Origin of the sequence: Acaryochloris thomasi RCC1774 (genome assembly GCF_003231495.1) — a bacterium.
Taxonomy (GTDB): Bacteria; Cyanobacteriota; Cyanobacteriia; order Thermosynechococcales; family Thermosynechococcaceae; genus RCC1774.
Window position 1 is genome coordinate 565,135 of sequence record NZ_PQWO01000001.1, and the last position, 23,982, is coordinate 589,116.

General features: G+C 50.8%; 19 protein-coding genes and 1 tRNA gene. 10 read left to right on the forward strand and 10 right to left on the reverse strand.

The window, feature by feature from the left end:
• Both rimK and C1752_RS02720 read left to right on the forward strand, forming a co-directional pair.
• Entirely contained in the window at positions 1-906 is a 906-nt protein-coding gene (gene rimK / locus C1752_RS02715) for a 30S ribosomal protein S6--L-glutamate ligase (protein WP_110984493.1), read from the forward strand.
• The gene (locus C1752_RS02720; RefSeq protein ID WP_110984494.1) at positions 906-1,868 is read left to right on the forward strand and encodes a succinylglutamate desuccinylase/aspartoacylase family protein; all 963 of its coding nucleotides are present in this window, start codon (positions 906-908) and stop codon (positions 1,866-1,868) included. The genes rimK and C1752_RS02720 overlap by 1 nt, the downstream gene beginning before the upstream one ends.
• A gap of 66 nt (positions 1,869-1,934) precedes the next feature.
• Here the strand turns inward: C1752_RS02720 and hepA are convergent, their stop codons facing one another.
• On the reverse strand, positions 1,935-3,797 hold the full coding sequence (gene hepA, locus C1752_RS02725; RefSeq protein ID WP_110984495.1) for a heterocyst formation ABC transporter subunit HepA: 1,863 nt from the start codon (positions 3,795-3,797) through the stop codon (positions 1,935-1,937).
• A gap of 465 nt (positions 3,798-4,262) precedes the next feature.
• Between hepA and C1752_RS02730 the strand changes: the two genes are divergently transcribed.
• Positions 4,263-4,505 (forward strand): NifU family protein, encoded by a 243-nt coding sequence (locus tag C1752_RS02730; protein ID WP_110984496.1) that lies wholly within the window; start codon positions 4,263-4,265, stop codon positions 4,503-4,505.
• 1 nt (position 4,506) lies between these two features.
• Here the strand turns inward: C1752_RS02730 and C1752_RS02735 are convergent, their stop codons facing one another.
• On the reverse strand, positions 4,507-5,736 hold the full coding sequence (locus C1752_RS02735) for a methionine gamma-lyase family protein (RefSeq protein ID WP_110984497.1): 1,230 nt from the start codon (positions 5,734-5,736) through the stop codon (positions 4,507-4,509).
• 121 nt (positions 5,737-5,857) lie between these two features.
• Between C1752_RS02735 and C1752_RS02740 the strand changes: the two genes are divergently transcribed.
• Positions 5,858-6,694, forward strand: coding sequence for an acyl-CoA desaturase (locus tag C1752_RS02740; protein WP_110984498.1), 837 nt, complete (start codon positions 5,858-5,860; stop codon positions 6,692-6,694).
• Positions 6,695-6,868: 174 nt separating this feature from the next.
• Positions 6,869-8,422 (forward strand): cation:proton antiporter, encoded by a 1,554-nt coding sequence (locus C1752_RS02745; RefSeq protein ID WP_110984499.1) that lies wholly within the window; start codon positions 6,869-6,871, stop codon positions 8,420-8,422.
• A 153-nt stretch (positions 8,423-8,575) separates the two neighbouring features.
• Here C1752_RS02745 and C1752_RS02750 read toward each other — a convergent pair whose 3' ends face one another.
• Both C1752_RS02750 and gyrB read right to left on the reverse strand, forming a co-directional pair.
• On the reverse strand, positions 8,576-9,253 hold the full coding sequence (locus C1752_RS02750) for a class I SAM-dependent methyltransferase (RefSeq protein WP_370664145.1): 678 nt from the start codon (positions 9,251-9,253) through the stop codon (positions 8,576-8,578).
• 299 nt (positions 9,254-9,552) lie between these two features.
• The gene (gyrB, locus tag C1752_RS02755) at positions 9,553-11,499 is read right to left on the reverse strand and encodes a DNA topoisomerase (ATP-hydrolyzing) subunit B (RefSeq protein ID WP_110984500.1); all 1,947 of its coding nucleotides are present in this window, start codon (positions 11,497-11,499) and stop codon (positions 9,553-9,555) included.
• Between the two features lie 154 nt (positions 11,500-11,653).
• On the opposite strand from gyrB, the gene miaA reads away from it, so the two are divergent.
• The gene (miaA, locus tag C1752_RS02760) at positions 11,654-12,559 is read left to right on the forward strand and encodes a tRNA (adenosine(37)-N6)-dimethylallyltransferase MiaA (protein WP_110984501.1); all 906 of its coding nucleotides are present in this window, start codon (positions 11,654-11,656) and stop codon (positions 12,557-12,559) included.
• Positions 12,560-12,637: 78 nt separating this feature from the next.
• Positions 12,638-13,156, forward strand: a complete 519-nt coding sequence (locus tag C1752_RS02765; RefSeq protein ID WP_110984502.1) for a DNA recombination-mediator protein A — start codon at positions 12,638-12,640, stop codon at positions 13,154-13,156.
• Positions 13,157-13,180: 24 nt separating this feature from the next.
• Here the strand turns inward: C1752_RS02765 and C1752_RS28855 are convergent, their stop codons facing one another.
• Positions 13,181-14,077: a hypothetical protein gene (locus tag C1752_RS28855; RefSeq protein WP_233501279.1), complete on the reverse strand. Its 897-nt coding sequence runs from the start codon at positions 14,075-14,077 to the stop codon at positions 13,181-13,183.
• Between the two features lie 328 nt (positions 14,078-14,405).
• Between C1752_RS28855 and tmk the strand changes: the two genes are divergently transcribed.
• The 3 genes from tmk (at position 14,406) to C1752_RS02790 (ending at position 16,100) form a co-directional block, all read left to right on the forward strand.
• On the forward strand, positions 14,406-15,089 hold the full coding sequence (gene tmk, locus C1752_RS02780) for a dTMP kinase (protein ID WP_110984504.1): 684 nt from the start codon (positions 14,406-14,408) through the stop codon (positions 15,087-15,089).
• Positions 15,062-15,994: a DNA polymerase III subunit delta' gene (locus tag C1752_RS02785; protein WP_110984505.1), complete on the forward strand. Its 933-nt coding sequence runs from the start codon at positions 15,062-15,064 to the stop codon at positions 15,992-15,994. Before tmk ends, C1752_RS02785 begins: the two co-directional genes overlap by 28 nt.
• A 33-nt stretch (positions 15,995-16,027) precedes the next feature.
• A tRNA-Phe gene (locus C1752_RS02790) sits at positions 16,028-16,100 on the forward strand.
• A 40-nt stretch (positions 16,101-16,140) separates the two neighbouring features.
• On the opposite strand, the gene C1752_RS02795 is transcribed toward C1752_RS02790, so the two are convergent.
• The 5 genes from C1752_RS02795 to C1752_RS02820 form a co-directional block, all read right to left on the reverse strand.
• Positions 16,141-16,578, reverse strand: coding sequence for a response regulator (locus C1752_RS02795; protein WP_110984506.1), 438 nt, complete (start codon positions 16,576-16,578; stop codon positions 16,141-16,143).
• Between the two features lie 62 nt (positions 16,579-16,640).
• Positions 16,641-19,178 carry a PAS domain S-box protein gene (locus C1752_RS02800; RefSeq protein ID WP_110984507.1) on the reverse strand — a complete coding sequence of 846 codons (2,538 nt, stop codon included), beginning with the start codon at positions 19,176-19,178 and terminating at the stop codon, positions 16,641-16,643.
• Between the two features lie 51 nt (positions 19,179-19,229).
• Complete coding sequence (locus C1752_RS02805; RefSeq protein WP_110984508.1) at positions 19,230-19,832, reverse strand: hypothetical protein; 603 nt, start codon at positions 19,830-19,832, stop codon at positions 19,230-19,232.
• 615 nt (positions 19,833-20,447) lie between these two features.
• Entirely contained in the window at positions 20,448-22,874 is a 2,427-nt protein-coding gene (locus C1752_RS02815) for a phosphoketolase family protein (protein WP_110984564.1), read from the reverse strand.
• Positions 22,875-23,068: 194 nt separating this feature from the next.
• Entirely contained in the window at positions 23,069-23,779 is a 711-nt protein-coding gene (locus C1752_RS02820) for an alternative oxidase (protein WP_110984509.1), read from the reverse strand.
• Between the last annotated feature and the right edge of the window lie 203 nt (positions 23,780-23,982).

Here is a 23,982-nt window from a genome sequence, read left to right on the forward strand (position 1 = left end):
ATGAAAATCGCAATTTTGTCACGGAACGCCTCTCTCTATTCCACTCGACGTCTCAAGGAAGCAGGAGAAGAGCGAGGACACGAAATTCGCGTCATCGACTACCTGCGCTGCTACATGAACATCGCCGCTCATAAACCAAAAGTGATTTATCAGGGCGAAGATCTAGAAGGGTTTGATGCGATCATTCCCCGCATCGGTGCATCACAGACCTTCTATGGCTGTGCCGTTGTCCGACAGTTTGAAGTCATGGATGTCTTCAGCGCCAATGAATCTCAAGCGATCTCGCGCTCCCGCGACAAACTGCGGTGTCTACAAATTCTGGCTCGTCAGGGGATCGGTCTGCCCGTAACGGGTTTTGCTCATTCCACAAAAGATATTGATGGCTTACTAGAGACCGTTGGCGGTGCCCCTGTTGTGATCAAGCTTCTAGAAGGAACACAGGGCATTGGTGTTGTTCTAGCGGAAACAACGCAGGCCGCAACCTCAGTGATCGAAGCGTTTCGAGGCTTGGACGCCAACATTCTCGTTCAGGAGTTCATCAAAGAAGCCAAGGGCATGGATATTCGCTGTTTCGTGGTGGGCGATCGCGTGATTGCCTCCATGAAGCGTCAGGGAGCGCCCGGTGAGTTTCGCTCCAATATTCATCGAGGCGGGAGCGCGGTCAAGATTAAGCTCACGCCAGAAGAGCGCAGTACGGCAACCCGTGCCGCCAAAGCAATGGGTCTTCGCGTCGCTGGCGTCGATATCCTGAGATCGAATCATGGCCCTGTGGTGATGGAAGTGAACTCTTCTCCGGGGCTAGAAGGCATCGAAACCTCCACAGAGGTAGACGTGGCAGGAAAAATCATTGACTTCTTGGGAAAGAATGCTGAGCCGGGTAAAACTCGCGATCGCATCAAGTATTAATGGAACCTAACGTTATTGAGGTCGGAGAGGTTGCCGTTCACCCTGGGCAACGACAGCAAATAGATCTGCCCGTCGCGCGGCTGCCGACGCAAACGATGCTGTCCCTTCCGATTACCGTCATCAACGGCGTTCAGTCTGGCCCTTGCCTTTGGTTGAGTGCAGCAATTCATGGCGACGAACTCAACGGTGTCGATATTATTCGTCAGGTATTGGAACAGGTCAATCCGCAAATACTATGCGGTACGTTGCTGGCGGTACCCATCGTCAATGTGTTTGGTTTTATTGAGCAGTCGCGCTATCTTCCCGATCGCCGCGATCTCAATCGATCGTTCCCTGGGTCTGTACGCGGATCACTCGCGGGGCGGTTGGCCCATCTGTTCATGAAAGAAGTGGTTAGCCACTGTACCCACGGCATTGATCTCCATACGGCCTCCAATCACCGCACAAACTGGCCGCAGATCCGAGCAAATTTAGATGATGCAGAAACCTACCGCTGTGCTAAAGCCTTTAATGCACCTCTGATGCTGCACGCCAATATCCGCGATGGCTCACTTCGCCAAGCTGCCGCTCAGCAAGGGATTCCGGTTTTGCTATACGAAGCCGGTGAGGCCCTCAGATTTGACCCTCATGCGATTGCAATCGGGGTGACAGGAATTTTGCAGGTGATGACGACCCTAGGTATGTTGAGGCCCCCTGTTCAGCAGCCCTCATCTGAACAGTCCCAGTCTCTAGAGCTGCGGCAGTCTCGGTGGGTGAGAGCCTCACGCAGCGGTATTTTGCATAAGCATGTTGCCTTAGGACAGCAGGTGACGAAAAGACAGCACATTGGCTCTATCTCTGATACGTTGGGCGATACCAGTATCAAAATCTACTCTCCCTGTGCCGGAGTGATCATTGGCTACACTCAAAACCCCTTAGTGAACCAAGGGGATGGTATTGTTCACATCGCTCAGCAGCTTTAGTCCGGCTCTAATCCAGATTGCGGCTGCAGGCTACATCAAGTGCTCAGGCAGCCTATGGTCTGCCGATCAGGCCTGAACTGCTGACTGCTGGTACTGCATCTGATGATATTGCCACAGCTTACCCTGCTGTTCGAGCAGACCTTGGTAGGTCCCCTGCTCAACAATCTGACCTTGTTCTAGTACGATTACCTGATCTGCATTGGAAATCGTTGAGAGACGGTGGGCAATAGAAATCACTGTTCTGCCCGAAGATAGGGTCGTCAACGACTCTTGGATCAGCTGCTCCGTTACGGAATCTAGGGCACTGGTTGCTTCATCTAAAATCAAAATTTCAGGGTTGCGCAAAAGCGCACGGGCAATGGCAATACGCTGACGCTGACCGCCAGAGAGTCGCAAACCGCGATCGCCCAACTGAGTTTCAAACTGCTCCGGCATCTCTAGGATGAACTCCAGCGCATTTGCCTGCTCCGCCGCCTGTCGCACCTCTGCGTCAGTTACGTCCGCAAGACCATAGGCAATATTGTAGTAAACCGAAGCATTGAAAATAAAAGTATCCTGACTCACAATCGCCATCCGAGACCGCAGTGAGTTAATCTGCAGCTGACGAAGATCGACGCCATCCACTAAAATCTGACCTGCTGTGGGGTCAAAAAAGCGTGGAATCAGATCTGCCAGGGTGGTTTTACCAGCACCAGAAGATCCCACTAAAGCCGTCGTCTGTCCCTGCTTAATCGCCATCGAAACATTTTGGAGGACAAGCTGCTCAGGATCGTAGCCAAAGCTCACGTCCACAAGCTCAATGGCCGACTGCAGACTCTGATAGGCAAGATCGCCGTCTCGCAGATAGGGCTTATTTTTGCGCTCAAGTAGCTCAGTTACGCTTTTGAGGGAGCCTTGCAAGCTACTAACATTAACGCGAGAGCCACTCATCTGGGCCACGATGGGCAATGTCCGAAACAAGGCAAACAAGAAGGCAAGTAACGTCGTAGCCTGTAGAATGCCGTTTGATACGAGTATTGTATAGGCAAGAATAATTAAAATAATTAATAAGCTACTGGCAAATCCCTGGGTTAGCGGTTGAACGCTGAGCGTGCCCTTACTCAATCGACGAGCCGCTCGATAAACCTGATCGGCCGCCGTCCCATAACGCTCACGTTCAAAGTTTTGGGTACCGGAAGCATGAACAGTGCGGATGCCATTGATAAATTCTAGGGTAACTGAGGAAAATTTCTTGTTGGCAATGGGAACGGCAAAACTGGCCTCTCGAACCCGGCGTCGCAGCGCTGTCATTCCCACTGAAAGTAGGCCAAAAATGACAATAGTTGCCAGAGATAACTGCCAAGATAGTAATGCCATCGAAACCGCATAGCCAGATAGCAAAAACATCTGCGTGATCATTTGAGAGATACTATTCAGAACTTGCTGAATCTGGTTGACTTCTCCAGTCAGCGTTGTGACGAGTGCGCCAGTACTCGTGGTCATGAAAAAACTGAGTTTGAGACCCTGTATTTGTTCAAACAGTGCTTTTCGCACTCGGTTGACGAGTCCAAAAGCTGCATATCTAGACGCTAGCTGCCCCCAATAGGTCGTGGCCATTTGAACCCATGCTGCGATGAGAGAGAGACCACCCAAGCGATAGATGCGCTCATTGACAGAGGCTTGAACACCTAGAATGCCGTTATCGATCCAGGCAATATCTGTCTGCAGAGGTGGAGCCTGTGGGGTGGTGAGACCTTGAAGTAAGGCTCCGATCAGGCCAATGCTAATTGCTGCAGTGATGGCAGAGATGAGAGAAGAAGTGATTGCTAAAAAGAGCAGTCGACGAAAATACTTCAGCTCTCGGAGAATCAAGCGGTGTTCTTGCCATATGCTGGTCGCTTTCAAAAAGTTACGAACAAAGGTCGGCAGTTTCAGAGATCTTTTGGGCATTGGCAATGTTTATGAACTTTGCATAGTTGTTCTCACCACTTATCCAATGCAAACTAGCATTGATGGTAAAGATAGGGCTAACTAGAAATTTGTATACAGACGATTTCTTACATCGATGCGTCAATTGAGATACTGACAGCCCTCTGTACGAGAGGGTTTATTCGGGGTGAATAACCTCGTATTCTTGAAGCTCATGGATGCTCTAAACCACTAACATACTAACCTTCACCAGAGAGAAGATGCTCTTTTTGGAAATATGTTCTATCCTTTTCCGTCCCAAAAGGTAAATACACTGAGGGGCCAAGCTGTGAGGTCCGAAGCTAGGGGCAACTTGTTTCACGTGCATCAAGCCACAGTTGTTGTTGCCATTCGAAAGGGTGGGGGAGTGATGCTCAGCCATGGTCAACCCAATCCCTCTTGACTCAAGTAACATGATAGAAGCACTGTTATTGATCTTTTTGCGTTATGGCTGCGATTTTAGAACTTAACCCAGAAAATGTAGAAACTGTCTTGGATGAGCTGCGCCCCTACCTGATGGCGGATGGCGGCAATGTTGAACTGGTCGAAATTGAAGGGCCGGTTGTACGCCTGCGTCTCCAAGGAGCCTGTGGTTCTTGCCCTAGCTCAACAATGACCCTCAAGATGGGTATCGAACGCAAGATGCGTGACATGATTCCTGAGGTCGCTGAAGTTGAGCAGGTGATCTAAATTAGGCTGGACCTACGGCGGCGATGGCGGCTTCAAGCGCTATTGCAACATGGGTCCAATGGGTTCCCCCCTGACAAAAGGCAACATAAGGCTCCCGCAAGGGACCATCGGCAGATAGCTCGGATGTGCTGCCGTCAATGAATGTGCCGCCCGCCATTACCAGATGACTTTTGTACCCTGGCATTGTGGCGGGTGCTGGATCTAAGTAAGCACCAATGGGCGAATATTGCTGAATGGCACGACAAAAAGCGACCAGCTTCTCTGCCGACCCCAGCTGGATACCTTGAATGACGTCTCTGCGTGGTGCATCGGGGCTAGGGTTCACAGGATACCCTAAAGCACTAAAGACGTGAGCGGTAAGATGGTTGCCCTTCATGGCTTCTCCCACCATTTGGGGGGCAAGGAACAGTCCCTGAAGCATCAGTCGCGTTTGATCTAGGGTTGCACCTCCTGCGAGACCAATGCCCGGTGAGGTGAGTCGACAGGCGGCTTGTTCCACAAGGTCAGCCTTTCCAGCGATGTAGCCCCCGGCCGTTGCGATGGTTCCGCCCGGGTTTTTAATCAACGAACCGGCAATTAAATCCGCGCCCACCATTGTGGGTTCACGATCTTCGACAAATTCGCCGTAGCAGTTATCTATGCAGCAAACGGTATTGGGATTTTGCTGTTTGACGCTTTCTACAATTCGAGCAATATCATCAATGCTAAGGCTGGGACGCCAGTCATAGCCACAGGAACGTTGGATAAAAACAAGGCGGGTCTGAGGCTGTACAGCCTTGCCGAGCATCTGCCAGTTGATAGTGCCGGCCTTGGTGAGTTCAAGCTGACGATAGTGGATGCCGAATTCTTTGAGAGAGCCTTGTCCTTGTCCTCGGACGCCGATCACCTCTTCTAGGGTGTCGTAGGGAGGGCCAGCGACGGCTAGCATTTCGTCGCCGGGGCGGAGAACGCCGTATAGGGTGGACGCGATCGCATGTGTTCCCGAGACAAACTGCACCCTCACGGCTGCCGCCTCAGCTCCCATCACCTGAGCAAAGACCCGATCTAAAACCTGACGTCCCAGATCATCGTGACCGTAACCCGAAACCCCTGCGAAATGGTGCGCTCCGACTTTATGGTCGCGGAATGCCTGCAGCACGCGTTGTAAATTTTTCTTGACTTTCGTATCAATTTTAGCAAAAGTGAAGGTTAGTGCTTTTTCTGCTGCCTCTAGCTGTGAGTGGGTGTTCATCAAGATTTTATTAACTAACTCCTATAGACGACTGGGCACCCTAATGTTTGGAAGAGACGGGGCTATTTTGGGCGGAGAGGGGGCATACCTCGTCAATCATCACTTACATAAAGATGTTTAAATGACTATTGCAACAGAACGTCCAGTCGAGCCAAACCAACTAAAGAAAAGTTGGCCCTTTATCATAGTCCTGGCTGTGGTGCATGTTGGAGCACTTTTTGCGCTCCTCCCCTCAAACTTTAGCTGGGCTGCTGTCGGTCTCGCTTTATTTTTGCACTGGGTCACAGGCGGTCTAGGAATTACGCTGGGGTGGCATCGTATGCTAACCCACCGCAGCTTTCAGGTTCCAAAGCCTCTCGAATATTTCTTGGCCTTCTGCGGCACTCTGGCCTGCGAAGGCGGCGTAATCTGGTGGGTTGGTTTGCACCGCAACCATCACATGCACTCGGATACTGATAATGACCAGCACAACTCCAATAGAGGCTTCTGGTGGAGCCACATGGGCTGGATGATGCATGAGACCCCTGCGGCATCAGAGGTTGAGCGTCTCACAAAAGATATGCGTGACGACCCTGTTTATCAGTTCTTAGATAATTACTTTTTCCCAATTCAGATTGCTTTTGGTGCGCTGCTATTTTTAGTGGGTGGCTGGTCCTTTGTCGTGTGGGGCATCTTTGTTCGCTTGGTGCTGGTTTATCACTGCACTTGGTTTGTCAACAGTGCGACTCACAAGTTTGGCTATCAAACCTACGAATCTGACGATAACTCCACCAACTGCTGGTGGGTTGCGATGCTGACCTACGGTGAGGGCTGGCACAATAATCATCATGCGTTTCCGCAATCTGCTCGCCACGGCATTCAGTGGTGGGAAATCGACACCACCTGGATGTTGATTCAGCTCTTTCAAACGCTGGGACTCGCCTCGAAGGTCCGGCTTCCGGCTGAAAGCAAGGTCTAAATTTAGGCAAGCTCTGTTGTCCTGACGGACGGAATTTAGAAATCGGCATTGAGCTTCGGCTTACTGCCGATTTTTTCATGGGCGATAATTTTCGCATCCCACCAGATATCCCCTGTACACTTTAGATTGAAGTTTTGAGCTAACCCTGTGGATATAAACTTACTCGCCACTGAGATGGCAACAGAAGGCGAAGAATTGATCGCCAATAATCTTAAACAGTTTTTACTGGTACTGTCGGTCTCTCTCAGTGTCGCTACTTTACCGCAGGTGTTTAGCTGGTTCCGTCAAATCCCCTACACCTTACTGTTGGTGATCGTAGGGCTGTGTCTAGCCTTTGTCGATGTGCGACTGGTAGATCTATCGCCGGGGCTAATTCTGGCAATTTTTCTCCCCCCGCTGCTGTTCGAAGCGGCTTGGAATCTTAAGTGGGCCGATCTCAAAAGTGATTTAGTGCCCATTTGTTTGTTTGCCGTGTTGGGCGTAGTGATCTCCATTGCCGGGGTTGCCCTGGGGCTCAATCAGTTTGCTGGGGTTCCGATTGCGACCGCGTTGTTAATTGGGGCCAGTCTCTCTGCCACCGACCCCGTCTCGGTGGTGGCTCTGTTTCGAGAGCTGGGGGTCGGGAAACGCCTGCGAACGCTCATGGAAGGCGAAAGCCTCTTCAACGACGGCATGGCGGTCGTTGCCTTCAGCGTTTTGGTGGGCATCCCGCTGGGGCAGACAGACCTTGCACCGCCTCAGGTTTTGGGCGAGCTATTGGCGGTTGTCGGCATTGGTTTAGGTGTGGGGGGTTTGGTTGGTTTTGGCATCTCATACCTCACGCAGCGCTTTGATCTGCCACTGGTAGAGCAGTCATTGACGCTGGTGTCAGCCTATGGAACGTATCTGGTGACGGAAGATTTAGGCGGCTCAGGCGTTATTGGCGTGGTAACGACGGGGTTGATTTTAGGAAACTTTGGCTCGCGGATCGGGATGAATCCACGGACTCGGCTAATCGTGACGGAGTTTTGGGATTTCCTCGCTTTTTTCGTCAACTCGATTGTCTTTTTATTGATTGGTGACCAGATTCGATTTGCAATCTTGGGTGATAATTTGCAAACCATCGCAGTCACCATTGCCGCAATGATTGCAGCACGTGCTGTTTCAACCTACGGTCTTGGCTTTATTAGCAACAGACTAGTTGGCTCTGAAATTGGCATTCCTGATCAAACGGTGCTGTGGTGGGGTGGTTTACGGGGATCTGTTTCCATTGCCCTGGCCCTCAGTGTCCCAAAAGTATTAGGAGAGCGAGAAGAGATTATCGCAACAGTATTTGGCGTCGTTCTGTTTACACTGCTGGTGCAGGGACTAACGACGAAGCCACTGCTGCAAAACCTGGGCTTAATGGGTGGTCGCGCCTATGAGCAAGACTATCAGAAGGCAATTGCTCGACGGGCGGCGCTCGGGCGGGTTGTGGAATATTTAGAGAAGGGCGATCGCAAGCTCGAAGTTGATCCCGAATACTATCGCTACCAAACGGCTTTGGTGAAGGGGGAGCTAGAAAAAATTGAATCTCAGCTTGAGAAACTGCAAATAACGCATCCTGAACTCAAGGAATTCACCGCCGAAAAGCTGCGAGATGAGTTGATGGCTATCGAGGCCGACACCTATGCTGAATTTGTCCGAGCGGGGCGATTAAATAAGGAGCTGGCTCCCTATCTGTCAGATGCGCTCATGGGGAATGTTTGAATACTCAGCTATTGAGCCCCGATTTTAGAGGACTGCTGCCTACAGCAGCACAGGTTCCTGCTACCTAAGGCAGAGTGTGAGAGACGCCCCCTTAGGCGTGGTTGTTGGATGTTGTCCCTCTAACTCTAGGAAATCGCCTGTGTTGTTGCAGGACTACAGGCTTTTTTGAAATGTCAGCACATGCTGCTGTGGCAACACCTTCTGATTGCCTTTCCATTTCAGTCCGACGGCCTGCATTTCTTTACGAACTTGTCTGACGGACATCTTGTGGTGTGGCTTGATAAAGATAAGAGGGTTCTCTGCTTTGTATTCGACTAGGACCACTCTGCCACCCGGCTTGAGAGCTTGGGTAACGGCCTCCATCATTTCGCGGGGGTAGGCAAACTCGTGGTAGGCATCCACCATTAGAGCTAAGTCCACGCTTTCATGCGCTAGGTTAGGATTTTTCTCGGTTCCCAGGATGCCTTGAATGTTGGCGATCTGCCGTTGCTGTTGAACGCTCTCCAAAATCTCTAGCATTTCGGGCTGCACATCTACGGCGAGGACTTTGCCTTCAGGCAGTAGGGGGGCGAGTCGAAAGCTGATGAATCCTGTCCCGGCACCAATGTCAGCGACGGTGTCGGTGGGTTCTAGGTTCAAGGCTGGAATGAACTGCTGCGGTTGTTCTGAGATGGATCGGCTGGGCCGCTCTAGCCAGCCAGCACCTTGATGTCCCATCACCTGAGAGATCTCTCGTCCCATGTAGATCTTGCCAATGCCGTCGGAGCTAGGTTGAGCCTGTGATTTGTAAACGGTCGCTAAAGGATCGGTAGTATGCTGCACAATCGGAATTGCAGCAGGATGAGCCAGCAGTTCAGAAGTCTGTGCCGGTAGAGCCAGCCCTATCTGGAGCAAAAGACAGAGGGTGAACGGTCCAAGGGTAGACCATATATGAGTAGAGCGGTTCACAGTAATCCTGAGACGACGACCTCTGTATGTTAAACCGTATCGCTAGCGCGTAATGCTTCTACATTGGTACCGCACCAGAGCGCCCTTTGCAGGATGCGACAGTCAGAGGCTGGTGGTTGACCACCGTATCTCAAGCGAAAACTTTTTCTATACCAGTACCTACCTGTGCGAAGGGTGCTGATTTAAATATCTAGTTCAGCGAGGTTGAGACGTGGACCGTGGGTTTCAATGAACTCCCGGCGAGGCGCGACGCGATCGCCCATCAAGATCGTAAAGATGCGATCGGCTTCAGCGGCATCTTCAATGTCAATCTGCTTGAGCGTACGCGTCTCAGGATCCATTGTGGTTTCCCAAAGCTGCGTGGGCATCATTTCGCCTAAGCCCTTGAAGCGCTGAATGGTGTAGTTGGCGTTAGCTGGGAATTCGTTCGCAATTAGCGACTGCATCTCGCGATCGCTATAGCAATAGTAGTGTTTTCGCCCCCGCTCAATTTTATACAACGGTGGACAAGCGATGTATATATAGCCCTGCTCTAACAGTGCCCGCTGATAGCGATAAAAGAACGTGAGCAACAGCGTCCGAATGTGCGCCCCATCGACGTCGGCGTCGGTCATGATGATCACGCGGTGATACCGGAGCTGCTTGAGATCAAACTCTTCGCCCTTAATCCCCAGACCCAGAGCCGTGATCAGCGACTGGACTTCGTTGTTTTTGTAGATTTTGGCGTCGTCGGTTTTTTCAATGTTGAGAATTTTGCCCCGCAGTGGCAGGATGGCCTGGAATCTGCGATCGCGTCCTTGCTTCGCACTACCGCCCGCACTGTCGCCCTCAACGATGTATATTTCGGATTCGCTCGGATCTCGAGAGCTGCAGTCGGCCAGCTTACCCGGCAACGTTGACGATTCCAGTACTGACTTGCGGCGCACCAGTTCCCGCGCCCGACGGGCGGCCTCTGCGGCACTATAGGCCTGCAGTGCTTTATCAAGGATAGAATCAATCACATTGGGCCGAAATTCTAGGTACTCTGTGAGCACCTCTCCCACCAAAGAATCAACCACGCCCCGAACTTCAGGATTCCCCAGCTTGGTTTTGGTTTGGCCTTCAAATTCAGGCTCAGGTACCTTGACTGAAATCACTGCGGTCATGCCTTCCCGCACATGCTCACCGCCGAAGTTAGAGTCACTGTCCTTAAGTTTCTTGCGCTTGCGGGCAAAGGTGTTGATGGTGCGCGTCAGGACCGTTTTTAAGCCCTCTAAGTGGGTGCCACCGTCAACGGTACGAATGTTGTTGGCAAACCCTAGCAGACTGTCGGTGTAGGCATCTCGACACCACTGAAGTGCCACTTCTACCTGAATGTTCTTGCGCTCTCCTTCGACATAGACAATCTCTTCATGCATCGGATCTTTGTCCCGATTCATGTACTCCACATATTCTTTAATGCCGCCGTCGTAGCGGTAGGTCTCAACATGGGGTTCTGATGCTCCGATTAGCTCTAGGCGGTTGTCCCGGAAGATCATTTCGACGCCAGCATTGAGGTAAGCCAGCTCCCGGAAGCGACTTGCTAGGGTTTTATAGTCAAACTCAGTCCCGGTCGGAAAAATTTGGGGGTCTGGTAAAAACGAGATGGAGGTGCCGGTTTCTTTGCGATCGCTTTTTGATTCCTCCAGCCCTGTCGCTGGGATACCGCGCTCAAAGCGCTGGGTGTGCAGCTTGTTGTCGCGCCATACCTTTGCTTCTACCCATGTGGAGAGGGCATTGACCACCGAAATGCCGACACCGTGCAGGCCACCCGATACTTTATAACTGCTGCCATCAAATTTACCGCCGGCATGGAGCACCGTCATCACGGTCTCTAGAGCTGATTTACCGGTATGCGGATGGATGCCTGTGGGAATGCCGCGACCGTCATCAGAAACAGAGACGCTGCCGTCGGTATTGAGATCTATATATATGTGCTTACAGTGTCCTGCCAATGCTTCATCGACAGAATTATCGACCACCTCGTAAACTAAGTGATGCAGTCCCTTGGGGCCGGTGCTGCCGATGTACATCCCTGGACGCTTACGGACGGGCTCTAGACCTTCGAGAACCTGAATTTGATCCGCACTATAGTTTGAGTTTGTGGTCATAAACTGAAATGCTCCTGTAAGCAACTCAAAGCAAGCTTGACATTTAAAATGCAAAAAAGCACTTGAATTCTAGCATAAAAGCCTTGGTCGCGGCCCTAGAAGCGTCTATGAGGGAATTTAGATTGCAGATCCACCTCAAAAAGTTTTGTAACCCATGATACAGCCCGGTCTGATTGTGATTTGTGGCCCTACGGCGACGGGTAAGTCACGGTTAGCGCTTCACTTAGCTGAGCGTCTTGGCGGTCCAATCCTTAGCGCTGATTCGCGGCAGGTCTATCGGGAGTTTGATATTGGTACTGCTAAACCTTCTCGGGAGGAACAATCGCAAGTTCCTCATCACCTCATTGACATCTGTGATCCCACAGAGACATTTACCCTTGCTCAGTTTCAGCAGCAGGCTCAAGAACTGATTGCTCAGTATCAGGCTCAGGGCATTATACCCCTATTAGTGGGGGGCACCGGACTCTATATTAAAGCTGTGGTTCAGGGACTGAAGATCCCACAGGTGGGGCCGCAGTTGGAGTTGAGATCGCAACTCCCTGATCAAACTCAAAGCTATGGCTGGCTGCAGCAGGTCGACCCTAGCTCCGCCGCCAAAATTCACCCCAACGATCGGGTCCGAACGCTAAGAGCCCTGGAGGTTTACTACGTGACCGGCCTTCCCCTCTCACAGCAGCAGGGCCGCTGTCCGCCAACCTATCCCATCCTGCAGATTGGGCTGGACGATCAGGATTTAGAGCTGCACACCCAGAGGATTCAGCAGCGCACTCAGGTCATGATCGAGCAGGGCTGGCTCACAGAAATACGAAACTTGATGGAGCAATATGGCCCCAAGCTACCGTTGCTCAATACCCTCGGCTATCAAGAAATGCGACAGCACCTGCAGCATGAAATTTCTTTAGAGCAAGCCCAAGACTTAACGGTTATTCATACTCGTCAGTTCGCCAAACGCCAGCGGACCTGGTTTCGGGCTGATCCCACTATCACATGGCTAGCGGCCTCAAACCCTGATTGGCTCGTCCTTGAGCAGGTCATCGATCGCTTTATCCGTCCGCTCTAGCTCAGGCCCTGAAATTTCCTCCGCACAAGCTCACAGGGCTTTGTTAAAATAGCGGGGTTGTTTAGAATTCAACCTCATTTGACTCAATCGCTTGACTTACCTCAGGTGGGTGATCCTAAGGCTGACGAGTTTCTGCAAGAGTTAGCCGCCATCCAGCAGACTAGCTCCAAACGCATTGCCCTGCTTGGATCCCGCCACGTGCCGCTCATGCATCAGCATATGATTGAAATGATGAGCTATGCCCTCGTGCTCACCGGCAATCAACTATTGACCTCGGGAGCGATTGGCACCAATGCCGCCGCTATTAGAGGTGCGATGCGAGCTGATCCCAGCCTATTAACGGTCATTTTGCCCCAAAGCATGGGCCGCCAGCCCCGCGAGTCAAGGGAACAGCTTGAGAATGTCATGCACCTGGTTGAAAAGCCTGAAAACGACGGTCTTGCTTTAGGTGAAGCCAGCGCTCTCTGTAATCAAGAAATCGTATCTCGCTGTGATCAGCTGGTTTGCTTTGCATTCCATGACAGCCAAACACTCTTAAAAACCTGCCACGATGCTGAGGCCCAGCGCAAGCTGGTGACTCTATTCTATTTCGATTGATGAGACCGGTCTGACCCTCGGGGGCTAGGTCTGCAAACCGTGGTCAGACTGCGGTTTTGACTCTGCTGATTTTCCGGCAGCCAGGAACTCTTCAAAGGATGAGCTAGGATCCACTTTTGGAGGTTCTGGGTGAGACGGAGGAGCGTCAGGAGACACGGGTTTCCAGATAAGTTTAGCGCCGTTCGCTGATGGCTGTGACGTTCCACCACCATTGGCTGCAGCAGTCTCTGCGGTGGTCGCCGGTGGCGTGCGCGGCGCGACCTTGGGCAATGATGTAAAGCGAGACGGATCAGATATCGGTTTTGGTTGATGGCTAGGTTCTGAAGTCAGTTGTTCCGGTGCTTCCTGGACCACGAAGGCAGCAGCATCTGGCTCAGCAGCAGAATTCAGAGGTGTTGATGGCGCTGCAGTTGTTTTCGGGGGTGACGAGTTTGCCGCAGTCGTGGCGTCATTACTCAATGCTGAGGAAGCTGAAGGCTCTGGGGAGGTGGCAGATGGCGGAACTGTGGCAGCCGCGGCCGGGGGCGGAGATTGGGCAGGCTGAGGTTCTGAAGCTGGAACATTAACGGCAAAGTCCTGGTCGCTGCAGCTCAGCAAACGCCAGCCGGGATTGGCCGCACTTCGCTTAAGGAGACTTTGATAGACCTGACTGCAGTGATTATTGCTTTGCAGCGGTAGTTCTTCGTTCTTCACCACCAGCTCAAAGTCTGCTGCATGCATTGTTGAACGGGTGCTATCTACGAGTACTTCGACGGTCGCCAGCTTAGTGAACGGAACTTGACCAGGCTTTTCCCTGGCCATGAGATAGTCTTCCCTGAAAATTAGTACCTCAAGGCTACAGCTCTTGAGAAGCTCTGTAATATTGGGATAAAGATTTGCGAGGGCAACAGCCACTGTGACTGAGCAGGTATATCGAGCCATGTTAAGGGAGGATAAACTTTTTAAGCGGCAAAGGGAAGGTCGAATTCACTTCAGCATAGCGAGTAAATTCGTCTTGGCAAGTTTTGCCCCCGGTTGCAAGGATTTTTGAACAATCCACCTTCCACTTAAACATAAGCTGACTCCTAGGTTTGATCAAGGCACAGAGAGGATAAAACCTTGTCAGCTCGGCACGATAGACATCCACTTCCCTCCTTCCGCAGACCGTTAAATTTCATCAAAGTTTAATGCATGCCGCTGTCCCGCGATGACTTCGTAGCGTAATGTCTTTGGACCTGTTTCAATATTTGTGTATCCACGGCAGGTATCTATGCAGGGCAAGTTAATTGTTTTTGAAGGCGGAGAAGGGGGCGGCAAATCAACGCAGCTGATGCGATTGAAGGACTGGCTGTTAGCGAGTTCTTTTTGGGCGCAGCGACAGGGAGGCGAGCCGCCTGTCGTCACAACGCGTGAACCCGGTGGTACAGCTTTGGGGGCGCGGCTGCGGGCGTTGCTTTTGAACACTCAAGATTCAGCGGAGGTTGCGATCGCAAATCGTTCTGAACTCCTGCTTTACGCGGCAGACCGAGCCCAGCATGTTGCCGAGTTTATTACTCCCCATCTAGAGCAGGGAGACCTCGTGCTTTGCGATCGCTACACGGCTTCAACCGTGGCCTACCAGGGCTACGGTCGCGGTCTGGATCTGGGTCTCATTAAACAACTCAACCAAATTGCTACGGCAGGGGTTACCTGCGACTTGACCCTTTGGCTTGATCTTGATGTCAGCATTGGCCTTGAGCGAGTCCGGCAGCGTGGTGAGACCTTCGATCGCATGGAGACCGGGGAGGTCGCCTTCCATCAACGGATTCGAGATGGATTTACGGCGATTGCGGCTCAACAGCCCACGATGGTGCAGATCGATGCGGCCCGCGATCCTGATACGGTGGCTGCTCATATTCAAGCCGTTATCCAAGAGTACCTACAGCAATGGTATCCGCCCCTTTCTCAGAATTAGTTGGACAAGAGCAGGCAACTAAGCTGCTGCTACGTGCGATCGCAACCCACCGCATTGCCCCTGCATACCTCTTTGTAGGCCCCCACGGTGTTGGACGTCGCTTAGCAGCTCAAGCCTTCCTGCAGCAATTGCTTCAAGGTTCTACTCACCGCGCCATTGAGAACCATCCCGACGTGCTGTGGATCGAACCCACCTATACACAGCAGGGCAAACTGATCACGGTCTCTGCCCTAGCCGCCAAAGGAGACAAGCCTCCTAAAGCTCAGCCACAGGTCCGTTTGGCTCAAATTCGCCAGATTGCTCAGTTCCTTAGTCAGTCACCTTTAGAAGCAGCCCGCCAGTGCGTCGTCATTGATCATGCCGAGACGATGAAAGAAGCCGCCGCCAACGGCCTGCTCAAAACCCTAGAAGAACCGGGAAGTGCAACCCTGATTCTGTTAGCCCCCACCGCCGATAGTCTTCTGCCCACCCTCGTCTCTCGCTGTCAGCAGATCCCATTCCGGCCCCTCTCTGCCGCTCACATGCAGCAGGTGTTAGGCCAAGCGGGCCACGCCGAAGTCCTCAGCAATATTCCTGTTCTCTCAATGGCCCAGGGCAGTCCTGGTGCTGCCATCACCGCCTGGGAACAGCTCCAGACAATCCCATCTGAACTTCTTGAGCGCTGCCATCTCTGCCCGACGACCGCTTCTGACTGCCTAGCGCTCGCGCAGTCCGTTGAGCAGTCCTTAGAGGTCGATGCTCAGCTCTGGCTGATTGATTATCTGCAGCAGATTGACTGGCAAACTTATGGGCAAGCCCAGCGACTTCATATTCTCGAAACCGCGAGGCGCTATCTGCGCTCCTATGCTCAGCCCCGCCTTGTCTGGGAAGTTACCCTGTTAGAGCTTATGGAAACAGTGCCTTAGTTCGTCAATTCGGTGCTACAATTATTCGAGTCCGCCGGGATAGCTCAGTTGGTAGAGCAGAGGACTGAAAATCCTCGTGTCACCAGTTCAATTCTGGTTCCTGGCATTTAAACTAGAAGCCTCTCGTACAGCATTTTGTGCTGGCATCACCTTTTTGGTGCATTTTTAGGAGGCAGTCTTACGATCGTAAACCAGAATTCTTCCAGCAACTGCACAATTTTGGTTAGCCCGTCTAGCCCAATCGGTTTAGTGACGTAGGCATTGGCTCCAATGCGATAGCTCTTGAGGACATCTTCATCCGCCTCAGAGGTCGTGAGGATAACCACAGGCAGGTGCCTTAGACCGTCATGGGCGCGAATTTTTTCTAGCACCTCACGGCCATCCATTTGGGGCATATTGAGGTCAAGCAGGATCAGATCGGGTAGGTTTGGCTCTGGCTTATCAAGTTGTTCGTGTAGGTATGACATAGCCTCCACGCCATTGCGAGCAACTTCCATCTCTAGCTGCACCTTGGTCTCTTCTAGAGCAATTTCAATAAGTTCAATGTCGCCCAAGTCGTCGTCAACTAATAAAACCGTAATCAAGATTCAATTCTCCCTTACTTCGATAAACTTACCGTGATTGATAGCCTTTGCGCTGAACTGATTTATGCGCTGACCTCAACAGCAGCTAGAGTCACCTCTTGGTGGTGTGAATCCAGTTTTCGCTGGGTTGAGAGTGTGAACATGAAGGTAGCTCCTGGCTCCGAGGACTCGCTCAACCAAATCTTTCCCCCATGTCGTTCGATAATCTTTTTGCAGACGGCTAAACCAATTCCAGTGCCAGAATAGGCTTCACGATTGTGGAGGCGCTGAAAAATGATAAAGATGCGGTCTGCATACTCAGGAGCAATACCAATGCCGTTGTCTTGAACAGAGAAAGTCCAGATTGCATCAGATTGAACCGCTCGAATTTGAATCTTCGGAATCTCAGCCTGACAGTACTTGATCGCGTTGCTCACCAGATTTTGAAATAACTGCCGCATTTGCGACGGATCTGCAGGTAAGGTCGGCAAGGGCTGAGATTCAATTTGGACCTGTCGTTCTGTAATGATATGAGTCAGATCGGACTGAATATCCGCCAAGATCGTGTTCAGATCAGTGGGCTGAACATTGAGCTCTGCCCGTCCGACCCGAGAGTAGGTCAGCAGATCGCGGATCAACACCTGCATTCGGCTGGTGCCGTCCATAATATGGTTCATGTAGCGCTCTGCTTTTTCATCTCCTTCTCCTGGGTAGCGTTTAAACAGAAGTTCAGTGAAGCTTTTAATCTTACGCAGGGGTTCTTGAAGATCATGGGAGGCAACGTAGGCGAATTGGCCCAGTTCTTGATTTGAGCGTGAGAGTTCGTGGTTGAGCTGGTGTAGCTCTTCTTCTACTGCTTTGCGATCGCTAATATCAAGGTGTACGCCAGCCATGCGTGAGGGCTGATTCTGCCCATCTCGCTCAACCACTTTCCCGAGGTTGGCAATCCATTTCCATGCGCCGGATTCCGTCAGCATTCGATAGTCAAAGGCATAGGGAGTAGAGGCATCTTTAAGGTGAGCCGCAAGAATATTTTGAACCCAGGGTAAATCATCGGGATGGACTAGGTTTTCCCAAGTCAAATAATTTCCTTTGCCTTGTTGATCCGTATAGCCCAGCATTGTGAAGTACTGAGGACTCAGGTTAAGTGCGCCAGTCTCGATATCCCAATTCCACCAGGCTGCACCCGATGCCTCTAGTGCCAGCTCTAGCTGTTCTTGGCTCTGTTTTAGACTTGCTTCAGCTTGTCGTCGATCCTGTACCTCTTGCTGCAGTAACTGGTTGGCTGTGAGCAGCTCTTGCGTGCGCTCTTTGACTCGATTTTCTAGGTCTTCCTTTGCTTGCTGGAGCTGTCGTTCGAGCTGCTTTCGCACAGTGATATCTCGCCAGCTTGATCGACTTTGAACAACCTGTCCCTGTTGATCGCGGATAGCATGCACATTGAGGCTAACATCCATCTGACTACCGTCTTTACGCTGGAGCTGAAGTTGCGCATCTTGCACTCTTCCGGTTTGGACGAATTGCTGAAAGGCCACTTCAACGTCTGGTAGACAAGCAGGGTGATAGACGTCAAAAATCCTTCGATCCAATATTTCAGTCTTGGTATAGCCCAGTGCGTTCGTTAGGGTCTGGTTACAGCGAAGAATTTTTTTGCTCTCCGCATCAACAGAGACGTACATGTCGGGCGCATTTTCGTAGAGATCTTGATATTCTGCCTGAGACTCCTGCAACCGAATGTAGGTCTGCTCAAGATCCGCAGTTCGTTCCTGAATTCTCGCTTCTAAATCCTCATTAAGAATTTGTAGGTCGGCTTCGTACTGCTTACGGGCGGTAATATCTTGAATCTGAGAGACAAAGTATTGTGGATGTCCCTCCGGTCCATAAACTGTGGATACGCTTAGGAGTGCCCAGATTACCTGCCCATCCTTGTGAAAATAGCGTTTTTCCATTTCATAGCGGCTGATTTCCCCCAAGAACATATGCTGTACATAATTCAAGTCTTTGTCTAGATCCTCAGGGTGGGTGATGGCTTGAAAGGTCGTTTGTAACAGCTCTGCCTCTGAATAGCCAGTGAGTTCACAAAGGGCTGAATTGACCTTTAGCCAGCTTCCGTCTAGGTCAACGAGTGCTTTGCCAATGGGGGCATAGTCAAAGGCATTTTGGAAAAGCTGCTGGCTATCTGTTAATTCTGCTTCAATGCGTTGTCGCTCTGCCATAGAGAACGTTAGGGCGCGGTTGACTTTTTCCAGCTCCGCAGGACTCTTGAGCGCTAAGGCTTGGGGGACAACAAACAAAAGCTGAATCGCGGTCATCACTGAAATAATGGCAGTCACGGCTTTCGCAAAGCCTGATATCCAGTAGTCAGGATTCCATAACGTCCAGATTTCTAAAAGATGAGTGGTACCGCAGGCAAGAATAAAGGCTCCGAACAGTACGAATACTCTGGAATACATCAAGTCTTTTCGCTGATAGACGAAGTAAACCAGCATGCAAGGGATAGAAAAATATGCGATCGCAACTAGCGCATCCGAGATCACATGCAGCCCAACTAACTCTGGTTTCCAGAGATAGCAATGGCCATGGGGGATAAAAAAGCTCGGAGAGTAGGAAGTATCCAGCATTTTGACTTGTTATTCAATAATCTCGACCAGCCCCTCAAGATAGGCCAACACTCAGTCGCGGTTCAGTGCCGCTTGACAGAACAAATTGGGTAGTCGCCGCCGCACAAACATCAGCAGATAAACGCCGATATACAGTACATTCACGGCAATGAAGAGACCCTGTACAAACACCGACTCAACGATCGGGAATAAATACAGCGTGGCGATCAGCACCAGCAAAATTTCCACTAGGGCCACAATGTAGCCATGGTGCCTTGGATCCCAATACGATACGGGGCTGATGAAACGATAGTGATGGAAGGGAAAAAAGTGACGGTGTGCATCATCATGGTGGACGGGAAGGTCTAATAGTGAATGCAGCACGGCACTACCGGACAACAGTGCTAACGTGTGTGATTGGCATAGGATACCCACACCCACTCCCACACTCGCCAAGGGAATAGAATGAAATAGATCAGTCCAGGTTTGCCAGAATGGCAGGTAGTACGTTTCGGTCCATAGTTGCCGTGCTGGAATACGTCGAATCTTTGCCCATGCATACAGCACAAACATCGGAACATCAGGCAATATAGCTCCTAATGTGATAATCGGGAGTGCTTGAGGTTCCGGTAGCAGCAGAGCAAGATTTAGAATTGCATGGCTGGGCGTATTCACAAATGATTAAACCAATAGAAACCTCTCTCAAGATAGCATTGACATTGAGGCATTAATAATTCGTTGGAAGTGAGCGTCTTTGATATCTTAAAGATGCAGATTAGGGTGAAGCTAAGTGCCCATGATTAATCCACCAAACCTATCTCTGACAGTAGATTCACTGTCTTTCTACGGCCGCCGACTGTTGATGGAAAAGCAAATACAGAACTGATTAAAATTCTCGCAAAAAAGTATAATTCGCTTTAGCTTAGAACTATAGTCAGGTCTAATTGTTATCCAGGGCTAATGCGACTTTTCTTAGCAACGTTAAAGTTTTTTTGCCTTTAACGTTTACAAGGTAGCCTGTCTCCGATTATCTGCACGGCACTCGCGATTATTCTCTCAGACCTCCATAAACCTTGGGCTTTGAAACTGCAGTTTCTCTACAAAGGGACGTGCAAATAGTTTCAACTCATGTGAGAGAAACTTTCACTAGGGACTCACTTTAGAAGGTGCACAATTGCTTACAGGTCTATCAAACCAGATAGACCTGCAAGGCTGAACTCTCAATTTCACAACTAGGTTAATTTGTTATGACTGATTTGAGACCTGATATCGGCAAAGGAGAGAAAGATGCTATTCACACATCTCAGAGTAGGGCCACCTCCAGTCGACAATCTCATCTTGGTCCTTGCCATGCGTATGAGCATAGGCCAAACACTCGATGATTTTATTCCGCATCCGCTCTTTTGCGTGGCCTGCCGCAGATCCTAGCTTTGGCACTCGGTCAATCACATCAATGACTAAATTAAAGCGATCCACTTCATTCTTAATTGCCAACTCTAGTGGCGTATTGATATTGCCCTGCTCTTTATAGCCCCGTACATGAATTCGTTCTTGATTAGAGCGACGATAAACCAGCTTGTGAATCAACCAGGGATAGCCATGGAAGTTGAAGATCATCGGCTTATCGCGGGTAAACAGAGAGTCAAAGTCTCGATCAGATAAACCGTGGGGATGCTCCCCTTCAGACACCAATTTGAATAAATCCACTACGTTCACAAATCGCACCTTAAGCCAGGGAAATTCTTCCCGCAAAATCGCTGTCGCCGCTAACGATTCCATCGTCGGGATATCGCCACAGCAGGCCATCACCACATCGGGTTCATCCGGCTCGATTCCGCAGTCATCATTACTGGCCCAATCCCAAATACCGATGCCCTTTGTGCAGTGGGCAACCGCCTCATCTATCGACAGATACTGTAGGTGTTTCTGCTTGTCCGAGATGATTACGTTGATATAATCCACGCTGCGGAAACAGTGATCTGCCACCGATAGCAAACAGTTCGCATCCGGCGGGAAGTAAAGCCGCACCACATCTGGACTCTTGTTGGTTACTAAATCTACATAGCCTGGATCCTGGTGGCTGAAGCCGTTATGGTCCTGTCGCCATACCAGTGACGACAACAAGATATTCAAGGATGAGACGGATCTCCGCCAGGGAACATGATTGCGACAAATATTCAGCCATTTAGCATGCTGATTAAACATTGAATCGACCACATGGGCAAAGGCTTCATAGGTATGAAATAGGCCGTGACGTCCGGTGAGTAGGTAGGTCTCTAGCCACCCCTGCAGCGTATGCTCACTGAGCATTTCCATGACCCGACCGTCCCGAGACAGTTCAGTCCCGTCTTCGTCTTCGGGATACATGTCTGCCATCCAAACTTTCTTGGTGACTTGATACACGTCCTGGAGACGATTCGAGGCTGTCTCATCTGGTCCCATTAACCGGAAGTTATCAGGGTTATCCCGCATGATCTCCCGCATGAATAGGCCTAGTGCTTTAGTATTCTCAAACTCGACGGTGCCGTGTTGCTCTCCAATATTGATGGCAAGGTCATGGAAGTTGGGCAGCTTCAGCGCCTTCCGCAGCAACCCTCCGTTAGCGTGGGGATTAGATCCCATGCGGCGATTTCCCATAGGTGCCAGTTCTTTCAGCTCTGGAATCAGCGTCCCGTTTTCATCAAATAGCTCTTCCGGTTTGTAGCCGCGCATCCACTCTTCGAGCTTGCGGAGGTGATCGGGGTTGTCGTGCATTCCGCCCATCGGGACTTGATGCGATCGCCAAAAGTCTTCGACCTTCTTTCCGTCCACTTCTTGAGGCCCCGTCCAGCCCTTCGGAGTCCGCAAGACAATCATCGGCCAACGAGGGCGTTCAATCTTGCCCGTGGTGCGGGCTTCTTGCTGCACTTCTCGAATCTTGAGAACGCACTCCTCCATGACCGCAGCCATTTTCTGATGCATCTCCGCCGGATTCTTACCCTCAACAAAATAGGGCGTGTAGCCATAGCCCTTGAACAAACACTCCAGTTCCTCATGGGAGATCCGGGCCAGAATCGTGGGGTTGGCAATTTTATAGCCGTTCAGATTCAAAACCGGCAGCACGGCACCATCACGGGCCGGATTGATGAACTTATTAGAATGCCAAGAGGTTGCTAATGGTCCTGTTTCTGATTCGCCGTCGCCTACCACGCAGGTCACAATCAGATCGGGGTTATCCAAAACTGCACCGTAGGCATGGGAAACGCTGTAGCCCAGTTCGCCCCCTTCATGAATTGACCCTGGCGTTTCGGGGGTGACATGACTGCCAATAAAGCCAGGGAAGGAGAACTGCTTGAAAAAGCGCTGCATGCCCTCAGCATCTTCGCTTTTGTCGGGGTAGATTTCCGAATAGGTGCCTTCGAGGTAGACCGGTCCGAGGACTCCAGGCGCACCATGGCCGGGACCTGCCATGAAGATCATGTCGAGGTCGTATTTTTTGATTAACCGATTGCAGTGAATGTAGGTAAAGCTAAGGGCGGGGGAAGCGCCCCAGTGACCGAGTAAGCGATGTTTTATCTGTGAAGACTGGAGAGATTCTTTTAGCAGAGGATTATCTCGAAGATAAATCATACCAACGGCAAGATAGTTGCAGGCATGCCAGTAGGCATCAATTTTGTGCAATTCAGCGTCCGTCAATGGGTTGAGCGAAGAAATAGCTTGTGGAGCAGCCTGAATCATCATTTATCTCTCTTGTAGAAGTGTGGCGAAGTTTGAATCGGGCGAGGTTTCATTTCAGTCTGGAGGGATGACCACCCAAAACGCAGCATTAGAGAACACATCTTGTCAGGTTTTAGACATCTGAGGGGAGCTGCCAAGTTCTGCATTGGCCCCCGGCATTAGGGAGCTAGGGGACCATCCAAAGGCTGTTACTTCTATTGCCGAACGTCAACAGATTCCACTTGCGCTGCGGGAAGATCGGTGTGCGGATTCTCGATAGGCAGATGAGTATGGGGACTCTTGAGACTGGACTGCTCTTCCATTGCCTGACAGGCCACCATTGTTTTGACATGCTCCATCTCATCATCACGAATGGCAACAAATACGTCATAGAGGGTGTCTACTGCGGGGCGACGTGACTCAGGCGGCTGGGACGTTTGAAATTCATCGAACAGATAAAGATCGCCATCGCGGTAATAGCCGATTGCAATTTGAGGAGCCGGTTGGTTTTTCAGGTCAGCTTCATTAGCGCTCAAAAACTGATCGTAGGTGTGATATGCTTCTTCCTCGACCAGCTCCATGAAGCGATAGGCAGAGCGCGGCGAGACAACATATAGACCCACAATAATCCAGTAGTACAGCAGGGCCACATGGCGAGCCAGGAATCGATCTATCCACTGTTGATTGCCGCCCAGTTCTTCCATAATCAGAAGGTGGTGAAGCTCATTCCAGGATTCAGCAAAGTGAACTTTTAGCCAGTCCGCCCGCCGCCAGACCCCAATGGTTTCATAGAGGTGCAAAACGGAAAGGTAGGAGAAATAGGGGACACGAGCGACTGTTTCTAATACATAGAAGCGTGGAATGGGGCGATCTCGATAAATATTTTTCAAGACGAAGACCAAGACACCGACCAGCAATCGAATCATGATGAAACACTCCTTTAATTCACTATCTGCATCCTGGCCGATCCACTCATGGGCCACAAGATAGGCACCCAGAGCGCCCCATAGTTACCAGCAGCAAAAAGCTAGTACTCTCTCTGGCCTCTACGTGCTTCTGAAAAAAACATTAAATTTCTTGTAACTGTCAGCTAGGCATCTCGATAGAAGAGATTCAGCCGCCAAGATAA

Excerpts from the sequence above, each read along its gene's own strand:
- C1752_RS02785 (WP_110984505.1), top strand. The coding sequence starts at position 15,062 with ATGGTATCCGCCCCTTTCTCAGAATTAGTTGGACAAGAGCAGGCAACT.
- C1752_RS02730 (WP_110984496.1), top strand. The coding sequence starts at position 4,263 with ATGGCTGCGATTTTAGAACTTAACCCAGAAAATGTAGAAACTGTCTTG.
- C1752_RS28855 (WP_233501279.1), bottom strand. The coding sequence starts at position 14,077 with ATGGCTCGATATACCTGCTCAGTCACAGTGGCTGTTGCCCTCGCAAAT.
- hepA (WP_110984495.1), bottom strand. The coding sequence starts at position 3,797 with ATGCCCAAAAGATCTCTGAAACTGCCGACCTTTGTTCGTAACTTTTTG.
- rimK (WP_110984493.1), top strand. The coding sequence starts at position 1 with ATGAAAATCGCAATTTTGTCACGGAACGCCTCTCTCTATTCCACTCGA.
- C1752_RS02735 (WP_110984497.1), bottom strand. The coding sequence starts at position 5,736 with ATGAACACCCACTCACAGCTAGAGGCAGCAGAAAAAGCACTAACCTTC.
- C1752_RS02815 (WP_110984564.1), bottom strand. The coding sequence starts at position 22,874 with ATGATTCAGGCTGCTCCACAAGCTATTTCTTCGCTCAACCCATTGACG.
- C1752_RS02745 (WP_110984499.1), top strand. The coding sequence starts at position 6,869 with ATGGCAACAGAAGGCGAAGAATTGATCGCCAATAATCTTAAACAGTTT.
- gyrB (WP_110984500.1), bottom strand. The coding sequence starts at position 11,499 with ATGACCACAAACTCAAACTATAGTGCGGATCAAATTCAGGTTCTCGAA.
- C1752_RS02720 (WP_110984494.1), top strand. The coding sequence starts at position 906 with ATGGAACCTAACGTTATTGAGGTCGGAGAGGTTGCCGTTCACCCTGGG.
- C1752_RS02800 (WP_110984507.1), bottom strand. The coding sequence starts at position 19,178 with ATGCTGGATACTTCCTACTCTCCGAGCTTTTTTATCCCCCATGGCCAT.
- C1752_RS02740 (WP_110984498.1), top strand. The coding sequence starts at position 5,858 with ATGACTATTGCAACAGAACGTCCAGTCGAGCCAAACCAACTAAAGAAA.
- tmk (WP_110984504.1), top strand. The coding sequence starts at position 14,406 with ATGCAGGGCAAGTTAATTGTTTTTGAAGGCGGAGAAGGGGGCGGCAAA.
- C1752_RS02820 (WP_110984509.1), bottom strand. The coding sequence starts at position 23,779 with ATGATTCGATTGCTGGTCGGTGTCTTGGTCTTCGTCTTGAAAAATATT.
- miaA (WP_110984501.1), top strand. The coding sequence starts at position 11,654 with ATGATACAGCCCGGTCTGATTGTGATTTGTGGCCCTACGGCGACGGGT.